Annotated in this window: 18 protein-coding genes; 5 read left to right on the forward strand and 13 right to left on the reverse strand. The window is 66.3% G+C overall.

The features are described from left to right. Positions 1-64: 64 nt before the first annotated feature. Together BBA01S_RS24460 and BBA01S_RS24465 are read right to left on the reverse strand one after the other, a co-directional pair. A complete protein-coding gene (locus BBA01S_RS24460) occupies positions 65-733 on the reverse strand; it encodes a DsbA family oxidoreductase (RefSeq protein ID WP_027818747.1) in 669 nt (222 codons plus the stop codon). Positions 734-867: 134 nt separating this feature from the next. Next, positions 868-1341, reverse strand: a complete 474-nt coding sequence (locus tag BBA01S_RS24465) for a RidA family protein (protein WP_027818748.1) — start codon at positions 1339-1341, stop codon at positions 868-870. Positions 1342-1634: 293 nt separating this feature from the next. Between BBA01S_RS24465 and BBA01S_RS42550 the strand changes: the two genes are divergently transcribed. From BBA01S_RS42550 to BBA01S_RS24480, 3 genes are all read left to right on the forward strand, one after another. Further along, on the forward strand, positions 1635-2639 hold the full coding sequence (locus BBA01S_RS42550) for a LysR family transcriptional regulator (RefSeq protein ID WP_084162514.1): 1005 nt from the start codon (positions 1635-1637) through the stop codon (positions 2637-2639). Positions 2640-2692: 53 nt separating this feature from the next. After that, positions 2693-3790 carry an NAD(P)H-dependent flavin oxidoreductase gene (locus BBA01S_RS24475; protein WP_027818749.1) on the forward strand — a complete coding sequence of 366 codons (1098 nt, stop codon included), beginning with the start codon at positions 2693-2695 and terminating at the stop codon, positions 3788-3790. Between the two features lie 254 nt (positions 3791-4044). After that, complete coding sequence (locus BBA01S_RS24480) at positions 4045-5571, forward strand: DNA-binding protein (RefSeq protein ID WP_042297828.1); 1527 nt, start codon at positions 4045-4047, stop codon at positions 5569-5571. 69 nt (positions 5572-5640) lie between these two features. Here the strand turns inward: BBA01S_RS24480 and BBA01S_RS42555 are convergent, their stop codons facing one another. Beyond that, positions 5641-6963, reverse strand: coding sequence for a cytochrome-c peroxidase (locus BBA01S_RS42555; RefSeq protein ID WP_042297829.1), 1323 nt, complete (start codon positions 6961-6963; stop codon positions 5641-5643). A gap of 158 nt (positions 6964-7121) precedes the next feature. Beyond that, complete coding sequence (locus tag BBA01S_RS42560; protein ID WP_027818751.1) at positions 7122-9779, reverse strand: alkaline phosphatase family protein; 2658 nt, start codon at positions 9777-9779, stop codon at positions 7122-7124. 240 nt (positions 9780-10019) lie between these two features. Between BBA01S_RS42560 and BBA01S_RS24495 the strand changes: the two genes are divergently transcribed. Beyond that, positions 10020-11339 (forward strand): MFS transporter, encoded by a 1320-nt coding sequence (locus BBA01S_RS24495; protein WP_027818752.1) that lies wholly within the window; start codon positions 10020-10022, stop codon positions 11337-11339. Positions 11340-11342: 3 nt separating this feature from the next. Here BBA01S_RS24495 and BBA01S_RS24500 read toward each other — a convergent pair whose 3' ends face one another. The 6 genes from BBA01S_RS24500 to BBA01S_RS24525 all read right to left on the reverse strand — a co-directional run bounded on the left by BBA01S_RS24500 (position 11343) and on the right by BBA01S_RS24525 (position 18540). Next, on the reverse strand, positions 11343-12365 hold the full coding sequence (locus tag BBA01S_RS24500; protein ID WP_027818753.1) for a helix-turn-helix domain-containing protein: 1023 nt from the start codon (positions 12363-12365) through the stop codon (positions 11343-11345). 122 nt (positions 12366-12487) lie between these two features. Beyond that, entirely contained in the window at positions 12488-13483 is a 996-nt protein-coding gene (gene acuI / locus BBA01S_RS24505) for an acrylyl-CoA reductase (NADPH) (protein ID WP_027818754.1), read from the reverse strand. 58 nt (positions 13484-13541) lie between these two features. Continuing rightward, positions 13542-14192 carry an acrylate utilization transcriptional regulator AcuR gene (acuR, locus tag BBA01S_RS24510; protein WP_027818755.1) on the reverse strand — a complete coding sequence of 217 codons (651 nt, stop codon included), beginning with the start codon at positions 14190-14192 and terminating at the stop codon, positions 13542-13544. Between the two features lie 144 nt (positions 14193-14336). Next, complete coding sequence (locus BBA01S_RS42565) at positions 14337-15866, reverse strand: glycosyltransferase family 39 protein (protein WP_052391871.1); 1530 nt, start codon at positions 15864-15866, stop codon at positions 14337-14339. 39 nt (positions 15867-15905) lie between these two features. Further along, on the reverse strand, positions 15906-16298 hold the full coding sequence (locus BBA01S_RS24520; RefSeq protein ID WP_027818756.1) for a GtrA family protein: 393 nt from the start codon (positions 16296-16298) through the stop codon (positions 15906-15908). 310 nt (positions 16299-16608) lie between these two features. Then, entirely contained in the window at positions 16609-18540 is a 1932-nt protein-coding gene (locus BBA01S_RS24525; protein ID WP_027818757.1) for an NHL repeat-containing protein, read from the reverse strand. A gap of 642 nt (positions 18541-19182) precedes the next feature. On the opposite strand from BBA01S_RS24525, the gene BBA01S_RS24530 reads away from it, so the two are divergent. Beyond that, the gene (locus BBA01S_RS24530; protein WP_027818758.1) at positions 19183-19530 is read left to right on the forward strand and encodes a hypothetical protein; all 348 of its coding nucleotides are present in this window, start codon (positions 19183-19185) and stop codon (positions 19528-19530) included. On the opposite strand, the gene BBA01S_RS46075 is transcribed toward BBA01S_RS24530, so the two are convergent. The 3 genes from BBA01S_RS46075 to BBA01S_RS24540 form a co-directional block, all read right to left on the reverse strand. Then, the gene (locus BBA01S_RS46075; RefSeq protein ID WP_322787837.1) at positions 19472-19837 is read right to left on the reverse strand and encodes a DUF971 domain-containing protein; all 366 of its coding nucleotides are present in this window, start codon (positions 19835-19837) and stop codon (positions 19472-19474) included. The two genes, BBA01S_RS24530 and BBA01S_RS46075, sit on opposite strands and share 59 nt — an antisense overlap. After that, positions 19834-20793, reverse strand: coding sequence for a HEAT repeat domain-containing protein (locus tag BBA01S_RS24535; RefSeq protein ID WP_042297830.1), 960 nt, complete (start codon positions 20791-20793; stop codon positions 19834-19836). Before BBA01S_RS24535 ends, BBA01S_RS46075 begins: the two co-directional genes overlap by 4 nt. 63 nt (positions 20794-20856) lie before the next feature. Beyond that, positions 20857-21102 (reverse strand): 4Fe-4S dicluster domain-containing protein, encoded by a 246-nt coding sequence (locus BBA01S_RS24540; protein ID WP_027818760.1) that lies wholly within the window; start codon positions 21100-21102, stop codon positions 20857-20859. Positions 21103-21127: the final 25 nt, after the last annotated feature.

Raw genomic sequence — 21127 nt, forward strand, 5'->3', positions numbered from 1 at the left:
GGTTGTCGCCTGTCGCCTCACGCGGTGCGCGGTGCGCGCGTGGATGGCGCGGCTTCGGCGGGCTTTATTCCTCCTGTTGCGGCTCCGCCAGGATCTGCCGGATCGCGTTTTCGAACGTCTCGACGGGCTGGCCGCCGCTGATCAGGTACTGCTGGTTGAAGACGATGGCGGGCACGGACTGGATGCCCATTTGCTGCACCTGGGCTTCTTCCGCGCGCACGTCATCGGCGTAAGTGCCGTTCTGGAGCACCCGGCGCGCGGCGTCGCCGTCCAGGCCGGCCGATTGCGCGGCCTGCACCAGCACGTCGTCATCGCTCACGTCCTGGCAGTCGCCGTGATACGCGCGCAGCAGCGCGAGCTTGAGCGCCAGTTGCTTGCCTTCCAGGCCCGCCCAGTGCAGCAGGCGATGGGCGTCGAAGGTGTTGTAGACGCGCGTGCGCGGGCCGAACGTGAAGCCCACGCTCGCGCCGCGCTCACGGATCGCTTCCTGCGTTTCGGCGATCTGCTCGGGCGTGCGGCCGTATTTTTTGCCGAGATAGTCGACGAGCGACGCGCCGCCTGCGGGCATGTCCGGGCTCAATTCGAAGGGATGCACGGCGATGCGCGCATCGACCGCGTCGCCCAGGTTTTCGAGCGCGCGCAGCAGCGACGAAAGACCGATCGCGCACCACGGGCAGGCGATATCCGAGATGAAATCGATTTGGAGCGGGGTCGCCGGGTTAGCTTGCGTCATGACGGTTCCAGAAAAGTGGGGCGCTGCGCGGCGGCGCAGCGCGAATCCGGCGATTCTCTCACGTCAAGGCAAAGCGCGCGGCTGGCGGGTTTGTGCTGCGCTCAGGCTTCGTTCAGGCCACATTCAGACCACGTTCAAGCTGGCTGCAGCGACGCAATCACCACCAGCGCCACCGCTGCATTCGCGGGCAATTGCGTGTACGAAAACGCCGAGCGCGCGTGCCCCGCCTTGTCGCCGAGCACCTGCGCGAACAGTTCGGATGCGCCGTCCAGCACGGCCGGTTGATCGTAGAAACCTTCGGCGCTGCTCACGTGGCCCTCCACGCGCACGATGCGCTCCAGCCGCTCCATTTGATCGACGCCGCCCAGATGGCGCGCGACCTGCGCCAGCACGTTGAGCGCGGCCGCACGCGCCGCCGCGCGTCCTTCCTCGATGCCCAGGTCGCGCCCGACCTGCCCGGTGAAGGCCATCTTGCCGTTCACGAGCGGCACCTGGCCCGAGATGAACAGCAGGTTGCCCGCTTCGCTCACAGCCGTATAGCTGCCGAGCGGCTGGGGCGCTTCGGGCAGCGTCAATCCCAGTTCGGCGAGTCGTTTCTCGATAGACATTCAGGGTTCCTCTCTTTTTCGTGTTGCATGCCGTGGGTGGAATGCAGCGCACTGTAGCCGCGCGGCCTGAGGAGAGCCAGTCATGTCGGCGCAATTGTCTTTGTACGCCGCGTAACAAGCGCGAGTGCACTGTCCGTTTCGTTCCGCCATGTAACAAGTCCTGTGCGGCGGCTGGTGTTCACCGGCTGGGGCGGCGTGCTTATAGTGGCTCCCATGAACGGCGCCACGGGCGCGCCGGCATGAGCAGAGGCTCGGTTATCATCGTGACGCGCTTACGGCCGGAACAAGAATCCATGCAACGCAACTTCGACGATTTGTTACTGGGCAGCATCGAGCTGTTCTGCCTCGCCGCCGAACTCGGCAGCTTCACGCTGGCGGCCACCCAGGCGAGCGTGACGCCCGCCGCCGTGAGCCGCTCGGTGGCGCGCCTGGAGGCGCGGCTCGGCGCGCGCCTGTTCGTGCGCACCACGCGCCAGATCCGTCTCACCGATGCGGGCCGCCGCTATTTCGAGCAGTGCCGCGAAGCGCTCACGCAACTCGTCGACGCCGAGCGCGAAGTCACCGGCCAGCAGACGACGCCCGCGGGCGTGCTGCGCATCAGCATGCCGACACCGTACGGCCACTATCGCGTGCTGCCCCTGCTCGCGGCGTTTCGCACCCAGTATCCGCAGGTGGAAGTGGAAACGCACCTGAGCAACCGCAACATCGATTTCGCCGATGAAGGCTTCGATCTCGCGATTCGCGGCCGCGCGCCCGACGACTCCAACCTGGTGGCGCGCAAGCTCGAAGACGCGGAACTCGTGATCGTCGCCACGCCCGCGTACCTGAAGCGCGTGGGCAAGCCGCGCAGCATCGAAGACCTGCAGGGCCACGACTGCATTCAGTTCGAACTGCCAAGCAGTGGTCGCAACGTCCCCTGGCTTTTCAGCGAAGGCGACAGCGAGCTGGAACTGGCGACCCAGGGCGGCTATGGCACGTCGGGCGACGTGCTGGCGGGCGTGACGCTCGCGCGCAGCGGGGCGGGGCTGTTCCAGACCTACCGCTTCATCGTCGCGGAGGATCTGGCCGCCGGTCGGCTCGTCGAGGTGCTGCCCGACAAAGGCGGCCGGTCGCGGCCGTTCTTTTTGCTGTATCCGCACGGACGTTATCTGTCGTCGCGCGTGCGGGTATTCGTCGACTTTCTGGTCGAGCGGCTTGGGCCGAAGACGGGCCAGAAGCTGAGTCCGAAGTCGAGTCCGAAGTCGAGTCCGAAGCTGGCGACCCCAGCCGCCCAGAAACCGAAACGGCGCACCGGTTGAACGATCTGTCTAGCGACCGAAGCGCCGCGCGCCCAACCGATTGAGGTGTATTCATGAACGCATCCCGTATCCGCCTGCTCGACAGGCTCCAGATGACCCGGCCCATCGTGCAGGCGCCGATGGCCGGCGTGAGCACGCCCGCGCTGGCCGCGGCGGTCTCGAACGAAGGCGGCCTGGGCTCGATCGGCATTGGCGCGATGAATGTCGAGACCGCGCGCAAGACGTTGCGCGAAACCCGTGCGCTGACCTCGCGCGCGTTCAACGTCAACGTGTTCTGCCACCAGCCCGCGCGCCTCGACGCCGATGTCGAGCGCCACTGGACGGACTGGCTCGCGCCGCGTTTCGCACAGTTCGGCGCGCAGCCGCCCGCGTCGCTCAAGGAGATCTACGTGAGCTTCGTCGAAGATGCCCCGATGCTGGCCATGCTGATCGAGGAGCCCCCGGCGGTGGTGAGCTTCCATTTCGGCCTGCCGCCGCAGGCGGCCATCGACGCCTTGCGCGCCGCCGGGATTCTGCTGTTCTCCACGGCCACGAATCCGCAGGAGGCTGCGCAGGCGGTGGCGGCGGGCGTGGACGTGCTGGTCGCACAGGGCATCGAAGGCGGCGGCCATCGTGGCGTGTTCGACCCCGACGCGCGCGACCCGCTGCTCGGCACCTTCGCACTGACGCGGCTGCTGGCGACGCGCTTCGACGTCCCGGTGATCGCGGCGGGCGGCATCATGGACGGCGCGGGCATTGCTGCGGCGCTTGCGCTGGGCGCGCAGGCCGCGCAACTGGGCACGGCGTTCGTCGCCAGCACGGAAACCGCCATCGACGACGGCTACCGGCGCGCGCTGCTAGGCGAAGGCGCGCGCGAGACCACCTTCACCACGGCGATTTCGGGACGCGCGGCGCGCAGCCTCGTGAACCGCTTCACCGAGCTGGGCGAGGCGGCGGACAGGCCCGCGATCGCCGCCTATCCCGTCGCCTACGATGCCGGCAAGGCGCTGCATGCGGCGGCCAGGGCGCACGGCGAGTCCGGCTATGGCGCGCAATGGGCCGGGCAGGCGGCGCCGCTCGCACGCGCGTTGCCCGCCGCCACGCTGGTGCAAACGCTGCACCGGGAAACACAAGCCGCACTGACTGACCTCAACACGCGGATCGGCAGCTAAAATCCCCGCTGAACCGGGCAGGGGCGCGAAAAGTCTTGCGACCCTGATATCGTGAGAATTCCGCGCAAACGGGCCAGCCAGGCCACGAACTTGCGCCCATCCCGCGAATAGCTCCCTGTAACCCCGGCTTTTCGCCCGATCAACCGGCGCGCGCTTCCCCGACAATCTTTCATATTGCGGGGCTGAAATCGCCCACCCGGATTACTGATCGACGAATGGTTTCGTCACCCTACTTACGCGTTATTGAGGCGGATATGTCTAGCAACAACATTGCGATCACCGATGAACTCGTTGCTGAAATCGCAGACCGCATGGCCGAGGAAGGCCAGACGGTGTCGCCCGTGGCCATCTGGTCTGAAGTGCATACCGGATCGGTCGTGTCCGTCGCCGCGTCGCTGCGCAAGTGGCGCGAAGCCCGCGCACCGCGCCCGCCGCAGGTCGTCGAGCGTCCGACGCTGCCCGAAGCCGTGACCGACACGATGCGCGACGCGCTCGACCGTCTGTGGAGCTCGGCGCAGGATGAAGCCGAGCGTGCGGTTGCCCGCCGCCTCGGCGCGATGCGCCAGCGCGTGGACGACGCATCGAGCGAGCGCGACGACGCGCTGGCCGAACTGCAGAACACGGTGCAGGAACTGGATACGCTGCAAAGCCAGCTCGACCGCGTGACGACCGCCTACGAACAGAAGGTGGACATCGCGGCTGGCCTGGAAGAGGACATCGCGCTGGCCGTGCAGCGCACCGATGCCGCCGAAAAGCGCGCGCAGGAACTCTCGGATCGCGTGTCGGCGCTCGAAGCCGAACTCGAAACGGCATTGGCCGAACTGAGCGCCGAGCGCGAAGCGCGCGCAGCAGCAGAAGCGAATGTTGCGCCGGTGGCTGCTCATGTCGCCGCTGACGTTGCTGCTGAAGCCGCCGCTCACGAAGAGCCGGCCGCAGAAGAGCACCTCGCAGAAGAGCACGTCGTCGAAGAGCACGTCGCACAGGAAGAGCACGTCGCTGAAGAACCCGCAGCAGCAGAAGCCATCGCCGAAGAACCCGCCGTTGTCGACGCCGTCGATCACGAAGCTGAACGTGCAGCGCTGGAGGCCGCACATTCGGAAGCCGTCGCACGCCTTGAAAGCGAAGTGGAAGCGATCCGCGCCGCACTGCAAGCCGAGCAGGACGCCCACGCCGCCCAGCGCGACGAAGTCGACGGCGCCAAGGCTGCACGCGACGCCGCTGCGCTGGAACTGCGCAACGTCCAGGCACAGATCGCCAGCCTCACCGACGAGCGCGATGCCGGTGCAAACGAAATCGCCCGTCTGTCGGCAAGCCTGACGCAAGTGCAGGAACACGCCGCCGAACTCGCCCAGAGCGTGGCGGCAATCCAGACGAAGGAAGTCGAAGAAGCGCCGGCAGCCGTGCACGTCGACGAGGAAGCACTGGAAGCGCTGAAGGCCCAGCTTGCGCTGGAAGCACAGACGCACGCCGCCGCACTCGCCGAAGCGCACGACAACCTGAAGAAGTGGTCGGACTACGCGAACGGCCTGAAGCAGCAACTGGTGCAAGCCAACGAGCAGATGATGCTCGTGCATGCACGCGGCGTGGGCGAAGCGTCGCTGAGCCGCCGCCTGGCCGCCGAACTGGTCGAACTGAACCCGGACAACGAACTGCTGCGCAAGGAATCGCAGCAGCGCGTGATCGTCGAGACCATGAGCGCGCAGCTTGCGCAGCAGGGCTATCACTACGACATGGCGACGGGCGCGGTCACGAAGCTGAGCACGGAAAACGCACCGGCTTAAAAGCCGTCGTGGAGCAACAGAAAAACGCGCGGTGTCAAAGCCGCGCGTTTTTGCATTTCTGGTTGCAATTCAATGCACTTCGTGCAGCGCGGGGCCGCCCGACGTCGCCGAATAACCGTCGTTCAGCGTCTTCATGAACGCGGCGAGATCCTGGATATCGGCTTCGGTCAGCGGCGCGGGCTCGCCGGGCCGGTGATTGAGGAACGGCGGATCGAGCCGGTCGATATTGTCGCGATACTTCGGCGGCAGGTCGTCGTAACGCGCGAGCTTGCCGTTGCGCTTCGGATACCACTTCTGCGGGGCAGTGTCGCGTTCGGCGTAGAAGTGCAACACCTCGTCGAGCGAATGGAAGCGGCCATTGTGGAAGAACACCGAACGCGTCGCCGCGTTGCGCAGCGTCGCGTCCTTGAACAGGCCGCAGAAGTCGGTTTCATCGGCCAGATCGTGACGGTACGGGCCGCATAAGCCCATGTCGTAGTAACGGGGATTGCGATTGGCCGGGATCTCCGGATTGCGCGGCACGCCCAGCGCCGCATATTGAAAGTCCGAGAATTGCGCCGGACGCCCGCCCGGGCCCGGCTGGTCGAAATGGCACTTGGCGCAATTGCCCTTCAACGGGTTGTTGAAAAGCTGGTAGCCGCGCAGTTCCTGCACCGTAAAGAGCGCATTGCCCGACATCACCGAATCGAACTTGCTCGTATAGGGGTGGAAGCTCGCGTCCTCGGTTTCGAAGGCCTCCAGGGCCATGCCGATGCTGTCGAACGCTTTGTCCGCGTCCGAGAAAATCTGCGTGCCGAACACCTGGCGAAAGGCATTCGCATACGCGCCGCGCTGCACCTTGTCGACGACGACGGCGCGGCTCGTGTTGGCCATCTCGTTCGGGTCGAGCATCGGGTGGCCCGCCTGCTCGTGCAGCGAGGCGATGGAGCCGTCGCGCATGAAGCCGCCTGCCGGGCCTTCGTCCTCGGTGTCTTCGGAGCCGGGGAAATAGTAGTGGCGCGTGAATGCCGGCGTGAAGGTCATGTAGCGCAGCGTGGGCACCGCGCGCGTGCCGGGCCGCTTCAGGTCGGGGCCGCCGAGCTGCACGGCGAGCCCATTGGGCGGCCCGTAGGCGTGATCGGGACTGTGGCACGACGCGCAGGCCATCTTGCCCGACGCCGAAAGCGACGCGTCGAAGAAAATCAGCTTGCCGAGCGCGGCCTGCGGGCTCAGTTGCGCAGGCACGGCCGGATAGCGAACCCAGCGGCGCGTGGGCAATTGCATTGGCGGAGGCGCGCTGTGCGCGGGGGCAGGGGCGGCTGCGGCGCTGACGCGCGGCGTATCGGCGAGGCTGGGCACGGCGAGAAAAGCGCCGCCCACGACGCCGCCAAGCAGCAGCGCGGCCAGCGCCATCCATCGGGCGCGGGGGGGAAGACCGTTTCGAATCATCGGTGTCGAGCGGGGAAGCAGGTATGCGGGAAAGCGGGAAAGCAGACAGGCGCGCCGGGCAGCCTCGCAACGCGAAGGCCGCACCGGCGCACGATCGGGACGTCAAGCGCCGCGTCGACCCATCAGAACGCGAACATCGTCATCAGGTCGCCGATCGCCGGCGTGCCGTTGGCGGGCACGTACGAGGTGGTCTGCATCGACGGATTCGGCAGCCGGTCGCGGCTGCGCGAGGACAGGGCCGTGAGACGCCAGTTGCGCTCGATGAACTTGAGGATGGACGCGTGATCGTTGTAGGTGTGATCGACGGACGCCTTGCGCGCGTACGGCGAAATCACCAGCATCGGGATGCGCGGGCCGTCGCCGAAGAAGTCGAGCGGCTGGATCGGGCCAGTGTCGAAATGGCCGCCGCCTTCGTCGGTGGTGACGAGAATCGCGGTGTTCGACCATTGCTTCGACGCGGTCACGGCGGCCACCACCTGGCTGAGCCATTGCTCATAGGCGGCGGGCGACGAGAAGCCCGGGTGGCCGCTGAACGTGTTCGGCGGCACGACGAACGACACCGCCGGCAGGTTGCCCGACTTCGCGGCCGTGAGGAACGCCGTGAGATCCTGCAGATTGCCCTTGAGCGACGACGTCATCACCTTCTGCGAGCCCACCAGCGGATCGCCGATGTTGTTGTACTCGGCCTGTTGCAGCAGGCCCGCGAGGCTCGACGCAAGCGTCGTGCTGCCGGTCAGGCTGGTCGCGAGCGACGTGGCCTGCGCCTGCACATCGGCGGTATCGCGCGCCGTGGTGAACCAGCCCCACGACAGCCCCTTGGCGGCGAGCGCTTCGGCAATCGTCGGCACGCTTTGCGGCGGATAGTTGTAGTTGTTCGCGCCAATCGGCTGGGTGTTGCCGCTCAGGTCGTAGCCGGGGTTGTAGTTGTTGACCAGATAGTATTTGCCGGCGTCGCAGTTGCTCGCCACGCGCTTCGACGACAGGAAGCCGAGGATCGCGCCCACGCCCGGCTGCGTGTTGTCCGAACAGTTGACCCACGAGCCGCCCTGGTAGCCGTCCTGGGTGTAGAAGTTCGTGGTGCCCGCGAGCGGATTGGGGTTCTCGATCTGGTTGGCGGGCGGCGTGGCGATCGCGCCGTTGCTGTTGTACCAGGGCAGGTCGCCCGTGGCGATGGAGAAGAAGTTCATGCCCGTGCCGCCCATCACTGCCTGGTGATAGTTGTCGCTCAGCGCGTACTGCTGCGCGAGCGATTTCAGGTAAGGCGCGTCGCCTGCCGACATGTTCATGAAGCCCATCAGCTCGCCGCCCTGGCCGGGATTCGTCGGGCTGACCTGCGGGCCGCCGGGCACGTTCTCGACCGTGTCGCCGCCCTGGCCTGCCGTGGAGGCGACCCAGGTGAAGAGGTCGAGCTTCGCGTTGTCGCCGCCCGTTTGCTGCCACATCTGGAAGAAGCGGTGCACCGGGTCGCCCGTCGTGGCGACGAGGCCCAGCGACGAATACAGCGTGCTGAGCGTCGCGAAGCTGGCGTTGGTCGCCGCCGTGCCGACCAGCGCGGTCACCGGCTGGCTGTAGTTCACGAGCGACGAGCTGGCCGACGACGTGGTGATCTGGAACGGCCCGTTCTTCAAGGTGACCGGGAAGTCCGCATCGGCGGCGCCGTAGAGATAGGACGTGGGCGCGGCGCTCGGCGTCTTGCCCTGCGCCACCGAGCTGATGTACGCGGGCAGGTTGTTCAGCGTGAGCATGCCGGTGTTTTCCGGCGAAGGCAGCGTGCTGTAAGCGCCACTGCGCGTCGGGTTGAGCGTGTAGGCGCTGGGCGCGGCGGCCTGGTTCTGCGCGGCGAGCGCGAAGTTGGGGCCGGGCGAGCCGTCCGCGTTGATGATGCCTTCGGACAGCAGGTTCTTCACCGTCTGCCCGGACGGCGGCGCATAGGCGCCGAACAGGCCGTCGAAGGTCTGGTTCTCGCCGACGATCACGACGAGGTGCTGGATCGGCGTGGCCGTCGCGCTCTGGCTCTGGGCGAGGGCGCTTGCAACCGGGCCGCTCGATAGCGGCGCGGGCATCGCGCCGGTCAGCGGCAGTTGCAGCGACTGGAAGGTCGCGGAATTCTGCGTCGGCGCGCCGTTGTTGTTGCCCACGTTGACCGTGGCGTTGTGCACGGTGAAGCGCGTGTTGTCGAACAGGCTGTCGAGCGCATTCGACGCAGTGGCCGAATTGACCTGGTACGTGGCCGAGCCGATGGGATCCGCCACGAGCGCCGACGGCACGTTCATCGCGGTAAACAGCGGTTGCAGCACGCTATCGACCGCCGTGACGGCCGCGCTGATACTGGCGGCGCTCACGTTGCCCGCGCCGATCTGCGAGGCGGTCGGCGCGCCCGTCAGCGCCACGCCGAGCGTGCGCTGCGTAATCAGCGAAGTGAGCGGATTCAGGTTGACGTTGAGCGATTGCGTGCCGTCGCCCGACGACGGATCGATGATCGACGAGAGCACGGCGGGCGTGCCGTCGGCGTCGGTGATGGGGACGGTCAGCACGAACGGGGCGCGGCCCGACACCGCCACGGAGAACCGCCCGGTGGAGTCGGTCACGGCGGACTGCGTCACTGCGCCGGTGCGGTCGGTCACGGTGACGGGCACGCCGACCACCGCTGAGCCCTGGCCTGCCACGCCCGAAATCTGGAGGTGAGCGGTGTCGCTGATGCTGCTGCCGCAAGCCGCAAGACTTGCCGCGATCCCCGAAAAAGCCAACCTGGAAGCGAGCGTCATGGCGCGCGTTTTCATGTCAGGTTCCTGTCATTGTTGTGGAGTCGTAGGTGTAGTGCGTCGAGCGGCGTGCGCGGCTATTGGTTGCGCGCGCAATCGATCGCGATGTGATGGTGTCGGATCGATATGACATGCGTATGCGAAACGCCCCTGAAAAAACAGAGCGATGCTTCTATGTCGGGCGCGTGGTATCGTGCAACGCTGCGCGCCCTGGCGGTTTTGCGCGTGTTTTTCTGCTAGTTCTTCGTACCTTACAAAATGCTCACGCCACTTTCTGCGCAGCGCGGCCAGCCTGCGGGCAACCAGAACGATTGCCGGAACGATCGTCGCGAACTGATCAAGACGGTTGTCGCCGCATCGTTGGTGACGGGCCTGGAAATGTTCGATTTCACCGTGTTCGGCTTTTTTGCGGTGATGATCGGCGACCAGTTCTTTCCGGCGGGCGACCCGCTAACTTCGTTGCTCTGGGCCGTGGGCACCTTCGGCGTGGGCTTTTTCATGCGGCCGGTGGGCGCCATGATGATCGGCGCTTACGCCGACCGCGTGGGCCGCCGCGCCGCGATGACGCGCACCACCTGGATGATGGCGCTGGGCACGGCGGCGCTGGTGCTGTGCCCGCCGTTTGCCACCATCGGCGTGCTGGCCCCGTTCATCATCATCGCGGCCAGGTCGCTGCAGGGTTTTGCGGTGGGCGGCGACATTGGCGTGGCCGCGACGTTCGTGCTGGAGGCGGGGCCTGCTTCGCGTCGCGGCTCGCGCGTGTGCTGGCAGCCCACCAGCCAGGGCGCGGCGGCGCTGCTGGGCGCAAGCCTGGGAATCCTGATTACCAGCACGCTGTCACCCGCCGCGGTGGCGTCGTGGGGCTGGCGCATCCCGTTCATGGTTGGCCTGCTGATCGCGCCTGTGGGCCTGTACGTGCGCCAGCGCCTGCGCGACGTGCCGCTGCTCGACCAGCCCGCAAAAGACGCGACGACGCCGCTGCGCGAACTGTGCCGCCGCCACGGCAAGACGATTTTTCTGGCGATGCTGATGACGATGGGGCAGACCATCCCCGTCTATACGATCGTCTATTTCATGCCGAGCTACGCGACGCGCGTGATGCACATGCCGCCCATGACGGGCTATCTGGCTTCGGCGTCGTCGGCGGTGTTGCTGGTCGTCGTGCCGCCGCTGGCGGGCCGTCTGCTGGATCGCCTGCCGCGCCGCAAGCCGGTGGCGCTGGTGGCGTCGGGTTGCACGACGCTGCTGGTTTTTCCGGTCTTCCTGATGGCGAGCCGCGCGACCAGTGCGCTGCCGATCGTGCTGGGCGCGGCGCTCGTCAGCGTCATGATGGCGTTCAGCGCGGTCGCGATTGCGCTGCTCGTGCTCGAAGCGCTGCCCGCGCGCGTGCGCGCGAGCGGCATGGCCGTTGCGCATGCGCTCAGCGTCGCGCTGTTCGGCGGCACCGCGCAATTCATCGTGACGGCCCTGATCAAGTGGAGCGGCAATCCGCTGTCCGTCGCGTGGTACGTCGTGCCCGCGTGCGGGGTGAGCTTCTGTGCGATTGCGCTGTTCAGGGAGCGGCGCGTCGAGGGCTGAAACTCAGAGCGCCTGCGCGATCTTGCGGCTTACCATCGCGCGGAAATCCAGCGGCGCCATATCGAAGGCGCGCCGGAATGCGCGCGTGAAATCGGATGCGCTTTTAAAGCCCAGGCCATACGCGACTTCGACCACCGCGAGGTGCGGGTGGCGGATCAGGTCGTCGGCGGCGCGACGCAGGCGTTGGTGGCGGATATAGGCGTTCACGCCGCCTTCGTGCTGAAACAGCCGATAAAGCGTCGGACGCGGGAAATCGAACGCCGCCAGTACGCTTTCGGGCGAGAGGTCGTCCTCGCCCAGATGCGTCTGGATATAGCGCCGGATCTGCCCGAATATCGCCGCACGGCCCGCTGCGCGCGTGTCGCCGCTCAGGCGCGCCTGGCGGCCGAACGCGGCGACCATGAGCCTGCCCGCGGCGCGGATGGCGTCGTCCGCCTCCGTGCCCTGCATCGTGTGGATCGTCTGGCTGAGCGTCGCGACGTGCTCGACGATGAGCCGCTCCATCGGCGTCGAACCATCGAGCGTGCGGCCGTGAATGGCCTCGGGATCGGGGAACACTTCCTGCACCAGATCGGCCGGCACGAAAAACGTGAGCACCCGGCACGCGTTTCGTTGCATACGAAACGGCTGGTTCATGTCGAGCGCAACGATGCGGGCGGGCGCGGCAGCGGTTTCGCGGGTCGCGTTGCGCACCGCAAGGTGGTCGACGCCGCCTTCCAGGAACACATGGAACACGAAGTCGCGAACCCGGTCGGTCGAGATCCGGGCCAGCGAGCGATCCAGCTGCATCAGGTCGGAGCGGCAATCGGTGAAGACGAGGTCGCCCACCTGAAAGCGGTCGATGGACGCCTGAAACGGTTTCTCAAGATCCGCGCGCGAGGGCAGCACGTCCACGATATGCCCGACCCGGTCGCGCCACGCGAGCAGGCGCCGTTGCGGCGCTTCGCCTGCTACGCTGAAGTGGCTATGGGCGATGTCGCGCGCGGGCAGTGCGAGGACATCGAACGAAGGGACGCGGGAATTCATGCCAGTGGAGCTTTGCGGGAGTCGACGCCTTGGCAATGTAGCCGATATTCCGTTTGCAGTGGCTCTTTACAAATTGGGGCCGCGGCAAATTTCAGACGTCGACACTTGGTGGTGAAGCGCGTTTAGCGTGTGACGTCGACGACAATGCGCCCGCGCACTCGGCCTTCGAGCAGATCGTGCGCGGCGGGAATCGCAGCGTCGAGGCCGATTTCCCGCGTGATGGTGTCGAGTGCGCCAAGGTCGAGCGTCCCGGCCAGCGCCTGCCACGCCTGCTGTCGTTCCGCGAACGGGCGCGTCACGCTGTTGATGCCCAGCAGGCTCACGCCGCGCAGGATGAACGGCGCGACGGTGGCGGGCAGTTCCATGCCCTGGGCGAGGCCGCAGGCCGCGACCGCGCCGTCGGCACGCAGGCTCGCGCAGACGTTGGCGAGCGTGTGGCCGCCCACCGAATCGATGGCCGCCGCCCAGCGCTCCTTCTGCAAGGGCTTGCCGGGCGCGCTAATCGTTGCGCGATCGATGACTTCGGCGGCGCCCAGTTCCTGCAGATACGCTGCTTCCTGCAACTTGCCGGTCGAGGCGACGACGCGATAGCCGCGCCGCGCGAGCAGTGCGATCGCGAAGCTGCCCACACCGCCGCTCGCGCCCGTCACCAGCACGTCGCCGCGACTCGCGTCGATGCCGTGTCGCTCCAGCGCGAGAATGCAGAGCATCGCCGTATAGCCCGCGGTGCCGACGGCCATCGCCTGTCGCGCCGTGAGGCCTTTGGGCAGCGGGATCAGCCAGTCGCCGCGCACGCGCGCCTTCTGCGCGAGACCGCCCCAATGCGTTTCGCCGACACCCCAGCCGTTGAGCACGACCGCATCGCCTTGCGCATAGCGCGGATCGTCGCTCTGCGCGACCGTGCCCGCGAAATCGATGCCCGGCACCATCGGGAAACTGCGCACGACGGGGCTTTTGCCCGTGATCGCGAGACCGTCCTTGTAGTTCAGCGTGCTGTACTGCACGTCGACGAGCACGTCGCCGGGTACGTCGCTTACAGGCAGGTGTGTTTCGTCGATGTCGGCGACGCGCGCCGAATATGTTTCGGATTCCTTCTCGATCAGGATGCACTTGAACATGAGATGTGTCTCGCGGTTGATGCAACGATGAATGCGGCGGGCGGCTGCAGGCAGGCGGCTATTGCGCCGCCGCCCCACAGCCGAGCCCGGCGATGAAACCCTGGAAGAACACCTGCAACGGCGCGGCGTCGCGCACGATGCGCGCGCGCAGCACCGCGCCTTCCCAGCCGATCCAGAAGAACGCGGCCAGTGCATCGAGATCGGCGTCCTGGGCAATGCGGCCTTCGCGCTGCGCATCGGCAAGACAGGCGCGCACGCGCGTCTGCCAGCCTCGCAGCGCAGCTTCTAGCCGTACGCGGTAATCCTCGGGCAGCACGCCTGCCTCCAGCCCCAGGTTGCCGACGAGGCAGCCGCGCGTGTAGTCGTAACGCGCCATGCCGGCCTTGGCGTTGTCGACGAAAGCGGCAAGGCGCTCCAGCGCGGGCCGCGTATCGTCGAGCAGCCAGCGGTCGAGCATCGCGCAGAAATAGGCGTCGTAGGCGTCCATCAGCGCGCGGCCGAAGGCTTCCTTGCTGTCGAAGTAGTGATAGAACGACCCCTTCGGAATCCCCGCGAGCTTGAGCACGCTGTCGAGCCCGGTGGCGGCGAATCCCTGGCTCGTCAGCAATTCCAGGCCCGCGCGGATCAAGGTCTCGCGCGTGTCGCCATGCGCGCGCGGATCTTTGGGCGGACGGCCTCGACGGGGCTTCTGGGTGGGTGTCGTGTCCATGGACGCGATATTAGACTGATCGTCTCGAAAATTCAATGGCCTTGTTTTTCAGCCTGAAAACGCGGGGCAAAGAAAAAAGCCGTTCGAGACATGGCGTCCCGAACGGCTCGCATCAAACGGCCTTGATCTTGCTGCGTCAGCGCATCAGCTCTGCGGCGCCACCACGAAGAACACATAATCGCGCGCCTCAAGCTCACGCCCCCACGCGTGCTTGTGCACGCTCACGGGCTCCGGCTGCTCGCCGCTGATCCAGCGCGCCTGCACGATGCAGTGCACGTCGCCCGCGCGGCAGACGAACAGCGCGCCGCGCCGGTCGAGGCCCGCGAGATGCAGCCACGGCGTCGTCTGCGGCTCGCCCATGTTCCAGTACTGCGTCTGTCCGCGGCTGTAGAAGGCCACCGACTGCGCTTCGTGCGGCGAGCCCGCCACCGCCGGCACATCGCGGCCAAAGCGCTGGTTCCACATGCCTTGCGCCGCTGCGGCGAGTTCGGCGCGCGGCTCGGCGGCTTCATCGCTGTTGCGGCGCGCGCCCAGGTAACCGATGGTGGCCGTCACCGCGAGCACGATCAGCCAGTAGCCGCCCAGCACGCGCACTGCGCGCGCCGGCGCGAGCGCAATGCCCGCGCGATCCAGCACGGCGAGCCACAGCGGCGCGATGGCGAACCATTGCGCCATGCCCCAGACCGACGCCATCTGCGTGCGCGCGGCGCAGGCGATCAGGCCGACCGCGAACAGCGGGCCCAGCGTGAGCCACCAGAGATCCGGATTGAGCGACGGCTTCACCAAGCTCTGCGCCATCAGCTTTGCGGCCTCGCCACGGCGCTCGCGCACCATCAGCAGCATGCCGACGAAGCTCAGCGCGAGGTAGCCAACCTGCGCGAGCGTGTAGATGCCGAAGCGGCCCAGCGCTGCGGCGATCGAGCCGCCGGTGCGTTTATCGGCGTAGGCGAAGGTCGGGAAGTGATTGACCACGAGCCAGTAGATGTGCGGCCCGATGGCCGCCGCGAAGGCCAGCGCGACCAGCAGCGTGCGGCGCTCGAACAGGCGCGCGCGCCAGGCCGGACGTGCGAGCGTCGCGAAGACCAGCCCGGCCAGCAGCACCACCGAGAAGTATTTGCCCAGCAGCGCCGCCGCCGCGAACACGCCCAGCGCGAGCGCGGCGCGCGCCTCGCGCGTCTGCATGTAGCGCACGAAAAAGTACGCCGTCCACGGCCAGATCGACAGCAGCACGGAATTGGCGTTGAACTTGATCGCGAGGTTCGAGTAGAGCGGCGAAACCGCCATCGCCACGCCCGCGAGCAGGGCGATGCGGCGCGGCACGAAGCGGCCGGCCAGCGCCACGATGCCAAAGAGTCCCGCCATCGCGTTGAGCGACGACAGCGCGAAATAGGCGATATCCGTATGCGGGAACACGCGGAACCAGGCCGCCGTGATCCACGCGAACAGCGGCGGGTGCTTGGCATAACCGGCTTGCCACTCGATGCCCCAGACATAGTTTTCGACCATGTCGCCCGGCGTGTCGAGGTTGCTGCGCGAGAGCCATGCGGCAAGCGTCCAGACGAGCGCATGCAGGGGCAGCAGCCAGAGCAGCTTGCCGGTCGCGTTCGCTTCGCGCTGATGTGGCTGCCGATGCGCGACGGCGATCGGCGGCTGGAGAGTCGTGGTGTCTGACATCGGTGATTCGTTCTGCAAGAAAGTGCCGGGCGCGGGCGCTCAGGCGCGGCGGGTCTGGAAAGTCCAGAGCGAATTGGCGCTGTAGGTGAGGATCAGCACGCAGGCCGTGGTGATGCACTGGGCCAGCAGCCAGGCGCTCGCGAAGCGGTGGATCAGCACGTACATCAGCGCGCTGTTGAGCGCAACGCCCACTGCCGCGACGGCGAAAAAGCGCGGCGCGGCTTCGCGATGCGAGCGCGTGGCGCGAAAGGTCAGGCGATAGTTGAGGACGTAGTTGACGATAGCGCCAGCGACGGCGCCCAGCGCCGATGCCAGCACCGCGCCGCACACGTGCACCAGCACGAGCGCGCTGAGCACGCCGTACTGCACGGCGGTGCCTGCCGCGCCGACGCAGGCATAACCGGCAAAGCGCCGGATCTGCGCGAAATTCATGCGGGCCGCCGATGGAGCAGGCCGCACATCGTGCCCGCTGCGGTGTTGTATTGAAGCTGCACGGCGCGCGAGGGCCGCCAGCGTGCGAGGGTATCGTGGTTCACTTTTTTCTCGGGCAGGGTCGGATGCCCTTTTTCTGGCGATCCGGCACGCGGCAACATCGAAAGGCGCACCGGACGGCTGCTTTGTATGGCACCCCTATATCGGCCGGCTCGCCGGAATCTTGAGACGAAGCGCCGAAATTCTACCCTGGGGTGCGCCCGCTCAAGCGCGCTTTATCGAACGAAAAAAGCGATCGAAAAAAACCACTTTACGGCATCCAGCGATGCACAACCACGCTCGATCCGTTGTAGTTGTCCTTGGTGATCACGTATTCGCCGCTTGCGCGCTGGTACACGCGCAGCCCGTACATCGAATCGACATCGTTGCCGACGTCCACCGTGCCGGGGCTGGCATTGGTGAGCGTGGTGACGAGCTGGCCCGTGGTCAGGTTGTAGATGTCGATATTGGGCACCGTATGCACGTAGCCCACAAACAGATAATTGCCCGCTGCCGCAATCGATTTCGGGTTCTGGCTGGTGAGCGTGATGACGGGGCTGGGCTTGCTGATATTGCCTGCGGCCCAGCCGTGATAGACCTCGATATAGCCGTTCATCGCCGTCCAGTCCCAGTTGCCGGCCAGGCCTTGCGCAAGGATCATCGTGTCGCTTTCGGGCTGGTAGAGGATGCGCGCCGTCGGCCGCACGCTTTCGGGCGTCGAGATCGTCGAGGCCGCGCCCCACGACGGCTTGCCGTTGCCGTCGAAGCCGTTGAACGGGTAGTGATAGAGGTGATTGGTGCGATCGAGCCCGGCCCAGATATCGCCGCGACTGTCCAGGCAGAAGCCGCCCGTCACCTGCAAGCTCGTGTTGAAGGCGGTGCCGGGCAGCGATGCATCCGGAATGGCGATATAGCCGCTCGCCGTGTTGAAGTGATAGAAGTAAAAGATGCCTGGATTCTGGCCGGACGCGACCAGGATCCGATTGCCGCCCACCGTGACGAGCTGGCCGAAATGCTCGTCGCGTTGCGTGTCGTTCATGTTCAGGCGCGGGTCGTTCGGATAGGTGAACGGATCGACGGTATTGGCGACGAAGCTGCCACCCGCCGTGCCCGTGAAAATGGCGGTGCCGCTGTAAAAGAGCGTGGCGTCGGTGAGGGGGTCGGGCGCGGCCACGCCTTCGAAATTGAGCGCCTGCAACTTGTAGAGCAGCGTGCCCGCCGCGTTGTAGGCATGGATATCGGTGCCGCCGTTGCGGCCCAGATCCCAGCCGCCGCCCCACGGATTGTTGAGCACGTAGAGATTGCCCGCGCTGTCCTTGCCGATGCCGGTGATGCGCGTGAAGCGCTTGTCGCCCACCTGGCCCTTGATGCCGGTCGTCGAGTCGAGATAGCCCCCGGTGACGCCGAAGGTGCCGGTGAGCGTCGGTGCGCCCGCGATGCTGTAGAGCTTGATGTTCTGGTCGGGGCCTTCGTCGCCCACCATCAAGAGGCCCGTGGACGCATCGAAATAAAGCGCCGAAGGTTGGGCGCCCGCCGCCATCTGGATCGTCTGCAAGGGCGCGCCCGCCGCGCTGAATTCGTTGATCGTGCCGCTGCTCTTCTGCGCGACCCAGAGATTGCCCGCGCTGTCGAGCGCGAGCGCGCCGGGGTTCTTCAGCGTGATGTCGCGCTGCCAGACGCCGTCGGTGGTGAATACGCGTACGCGGTTGCTGTAAAAGTCGCTTGCATAGAGCAGGCTGCCCGCGGTGGCGAGGCCGGTGATGGCGTCGGCGCGGCTCAGCTTGTCCCAGACGCTGACCTTGATGGTGAGGTCGCGCGTGCCGTCCGCACGCTTGTAACGGGCGACCGTGCCGCTGCCCAGCGACGTGCCCGCTTGCAGCACCGTGAAAATCGAGGTGGCGTTGCCGGTGATCGCGCCGCCCTGGAATTCGTCGTGGATGCCGATCGAGCCCAGGCTCTTGCCGTTCTGGTAAATGGCGACGCCGCCTTCGTTTTCGTCCCAGAACGACGCCGTATAGACGACGCCTTCGGGCGAGACCCACATCGAGCGCGCGCCGTTGCCGACGTGCGTGGCGATCGTGCCATAGGTGTTGGCGAGCCAGTCGGTGGTGTACTGCTGCGCCGGTGCGCAAGGCGAAAACAACGCAATGGCTGCGGCGGACAGCAGCGTGAGCGGGAGGGCGCGCGTGCGCTTCGTGAACATGAGACAAACTCCTGATGCACTCGCGAATGGAGGCGATGAGGGTTGATTGGGTGAACGGGAGCGAAATATTTCGCCGCGCGATACGCTGCGCGGCCGTGCGCGCGCAAGCGTCATGCCACGATGCCATGAGATAGCAAACGTTTGCGGACGAAGAAATGCGTCATAAATCGGCCACCTGAATCCATGCGGCTTCGCGTATGCGCGCCGTATTATTTTTTCTATTTTTTTCTGCTCGCGGATGAGCGGTTTGGAGGCGTGCCGCGACGGCATGCTGGGTTGCGCATGCGCGCAGCAGAAATATTTGCAAACGCAACGGTCGTTTTTTGCACGCTCAGGCTGTCACGCGTGTGTCATCGATCAGTCAGCGGGATTCCTAAAGGATCACTAATCAATATGCGTGTTGGCGTTTGTCATGCGGATGCCGCATCGCCGCCGCATTGCCGTGGCGCGCTTTCTTGCGCTGCCTTGCGCGTCCTTGCGATATGCGCACCATGTCCTATCATGTTCCATCGCCCGCATCTGCGCAGGAGCGGGTTCACGAAACTGCAACACAGAACCGTTCGGATGCACAATGCGTTCTTTGCTTGCTTTTGCGACGTCCGGCCATAGCTATGGAGCCTATGTCTGGAAACCAGGGACAGCATGCCAGTGAAAACGGAATTTATCGAAGCGAGCAGTGCCCGCCCGGAATTGCTCTGTTATCTCGTGGCGGTCGCCGCGTCATCCTACGCGCTCACGCAGGAGTGGCGCGTGGATCATGTCGTGTCGTGCTGCCGCGAATGGCTACAGAAGGCCGGTGCGACGATGCACTGGCTCGACCGGGTGCGTCTGGGCCAGCTCGCGCTGAAGATCGCGAGCCGGGATTTGCTGGGCGCGGGCATTGCCGTGCGCCTGTCGAGCGTCTCGGCCCTTTTTACCAGCGAAATGGAGCTCAACGAGGCATCGACGATGGTGCAACGGATGATGTCGCTGTGTCAGGAGGCCTTGTAAGCGTCGCCTGCACGGGCGTCGAAGTAAAATTTGCGAGCCAGTTCCACGGATAAATGCCACGATCGTGGCCGTCGCTGAACACCAGTTGCACGCCGTAGCCCATCGGCGCGACGCCGGTGAGCGTCAGGTCTGCGGGGATCGACTTGGCCGGATCCATGCCACGCAGGCGCGCGGCGCGACAAGGGCCGCACAGGCACGCTGCGCGCAAGGCAGCCACTGCCAGGCGCTGGCGGGCGCCATCGGGCCACACCAGCAACAGCGTCGCGCCTTCCGCGCGCAATTCCAACGGAATCACCGGAACGTTCACGATGCGCCGCCTTCGAGTTGCTGCAAGGCGATCCGCACGGCCTTGCGCACCTCGGGGTCGCGATCTTCCAATGCGGCTTGCAGCGGCGCGATGCTCGCTGCCGACCCCAGTTCGCCGAGCGCTAGCGCCGCTTCCTTGCGCAGGTTGCTGATCGCATGCGTGAGCAGCGCGCCAACGGCTGCCGCCGCGTGCGGGTCGCCGAGCCGCCCGAGCGCACGTGCCGCGCGCAAGCGCACTTGCCAGTAATCGTCGTCGAGGGCGGCAACCAGCGCGTCGCGCGCCGCCTGCGTGCGCAACTTGCCGAGCGTCGTGGCGGCTTCCTCGCGCACCTGCCAGTCGGCGTCGCGCAGGGCGTGCAGCAGCGCGGGCGCGGCGTGCTCGTGGTCGGCGGCGGCAAAACCGAGTGCGCCCGCTGCTGCCCGCCGCACCGCGCCTTGCGTATCGGACGCCAGCAAAGCGGCGAGCGGGGCAAGCGCGCGGGCGTCCTTGAGCCAGCCGAGCACGGCCACGGCTTCGATCCGCACTTCGGCGTGCGCGTCTTCCAGCGCCGCGCGTGCGGGCTCGAACGCGGCGGCGTCGCGCAGTTCGCGCAGCCCCCGCAACGCGGCGCTGCGTGCGAACGGTTCGGGCCGTGCCGCCCAACGCCGCAGCACGCCCGCCGACGCGGGATCCTTGAGCTCCGATAGCGCCTGCTGGGCGGCTTCGCGCACATCGGCATCGGCGTCGAGCAGCGTGGCGCACAGCGCTTCCACGACGTCTTCCTGCTCCCAGGCGGCGAGCACGGCTGCGGCTTCGCGGCGCACTTCGGGCGCGGTGTCGTTGCGCAGCGTCGCGACCAGCGCGGGGATCAGCGCGTCATCTTCCAGGTCGGCGAGATCGAGCACGGCGATGCGCCGCACGGCGGCGTCGGCATCGGCCAGCCGGGCGAGCGCGCCGGATTCAATAGAGGCGGTCATGTCTTGATCGATTGGGAATGCAAAATATTGGATCGTGCTGTAGATCGAGAAATGAGGGCGATTTCAGCGCAGCAGGTAGGGAATGTCGACCTTGACCGCGCCGGTCGGGCAGTCGCGCTCGCAGGGCATGCAATACCAGCATTCGTCGAACTGCATATAGGCTTTGCCCTTCGACGTATCGATGGCGAGCAGGTCGAGCGGGCAGACATCGACGCAAACGGTGCAGCCTTTATTGGCGATGCAGAGATCCTCGTCGATGGTGACGGGTGCGCTGCTGCGCTGGAAAATATCGTGGGGCGTAAAGGACATGATGTTTTTTCTCCGGGCTTTCAGG

Source organism: Paraburkholderia bannensis NBRC 103871, from assembly GCF_000685015.1.
In the GTDB taxonomy this organism is placed as follows: domain Bacteria; phylum Pseudomonadota; class Gammaproteobacteria; order Burkholderiales; family Burkholderiaceae; genus Paraburkholderia; species Paraburkholderia bannensis.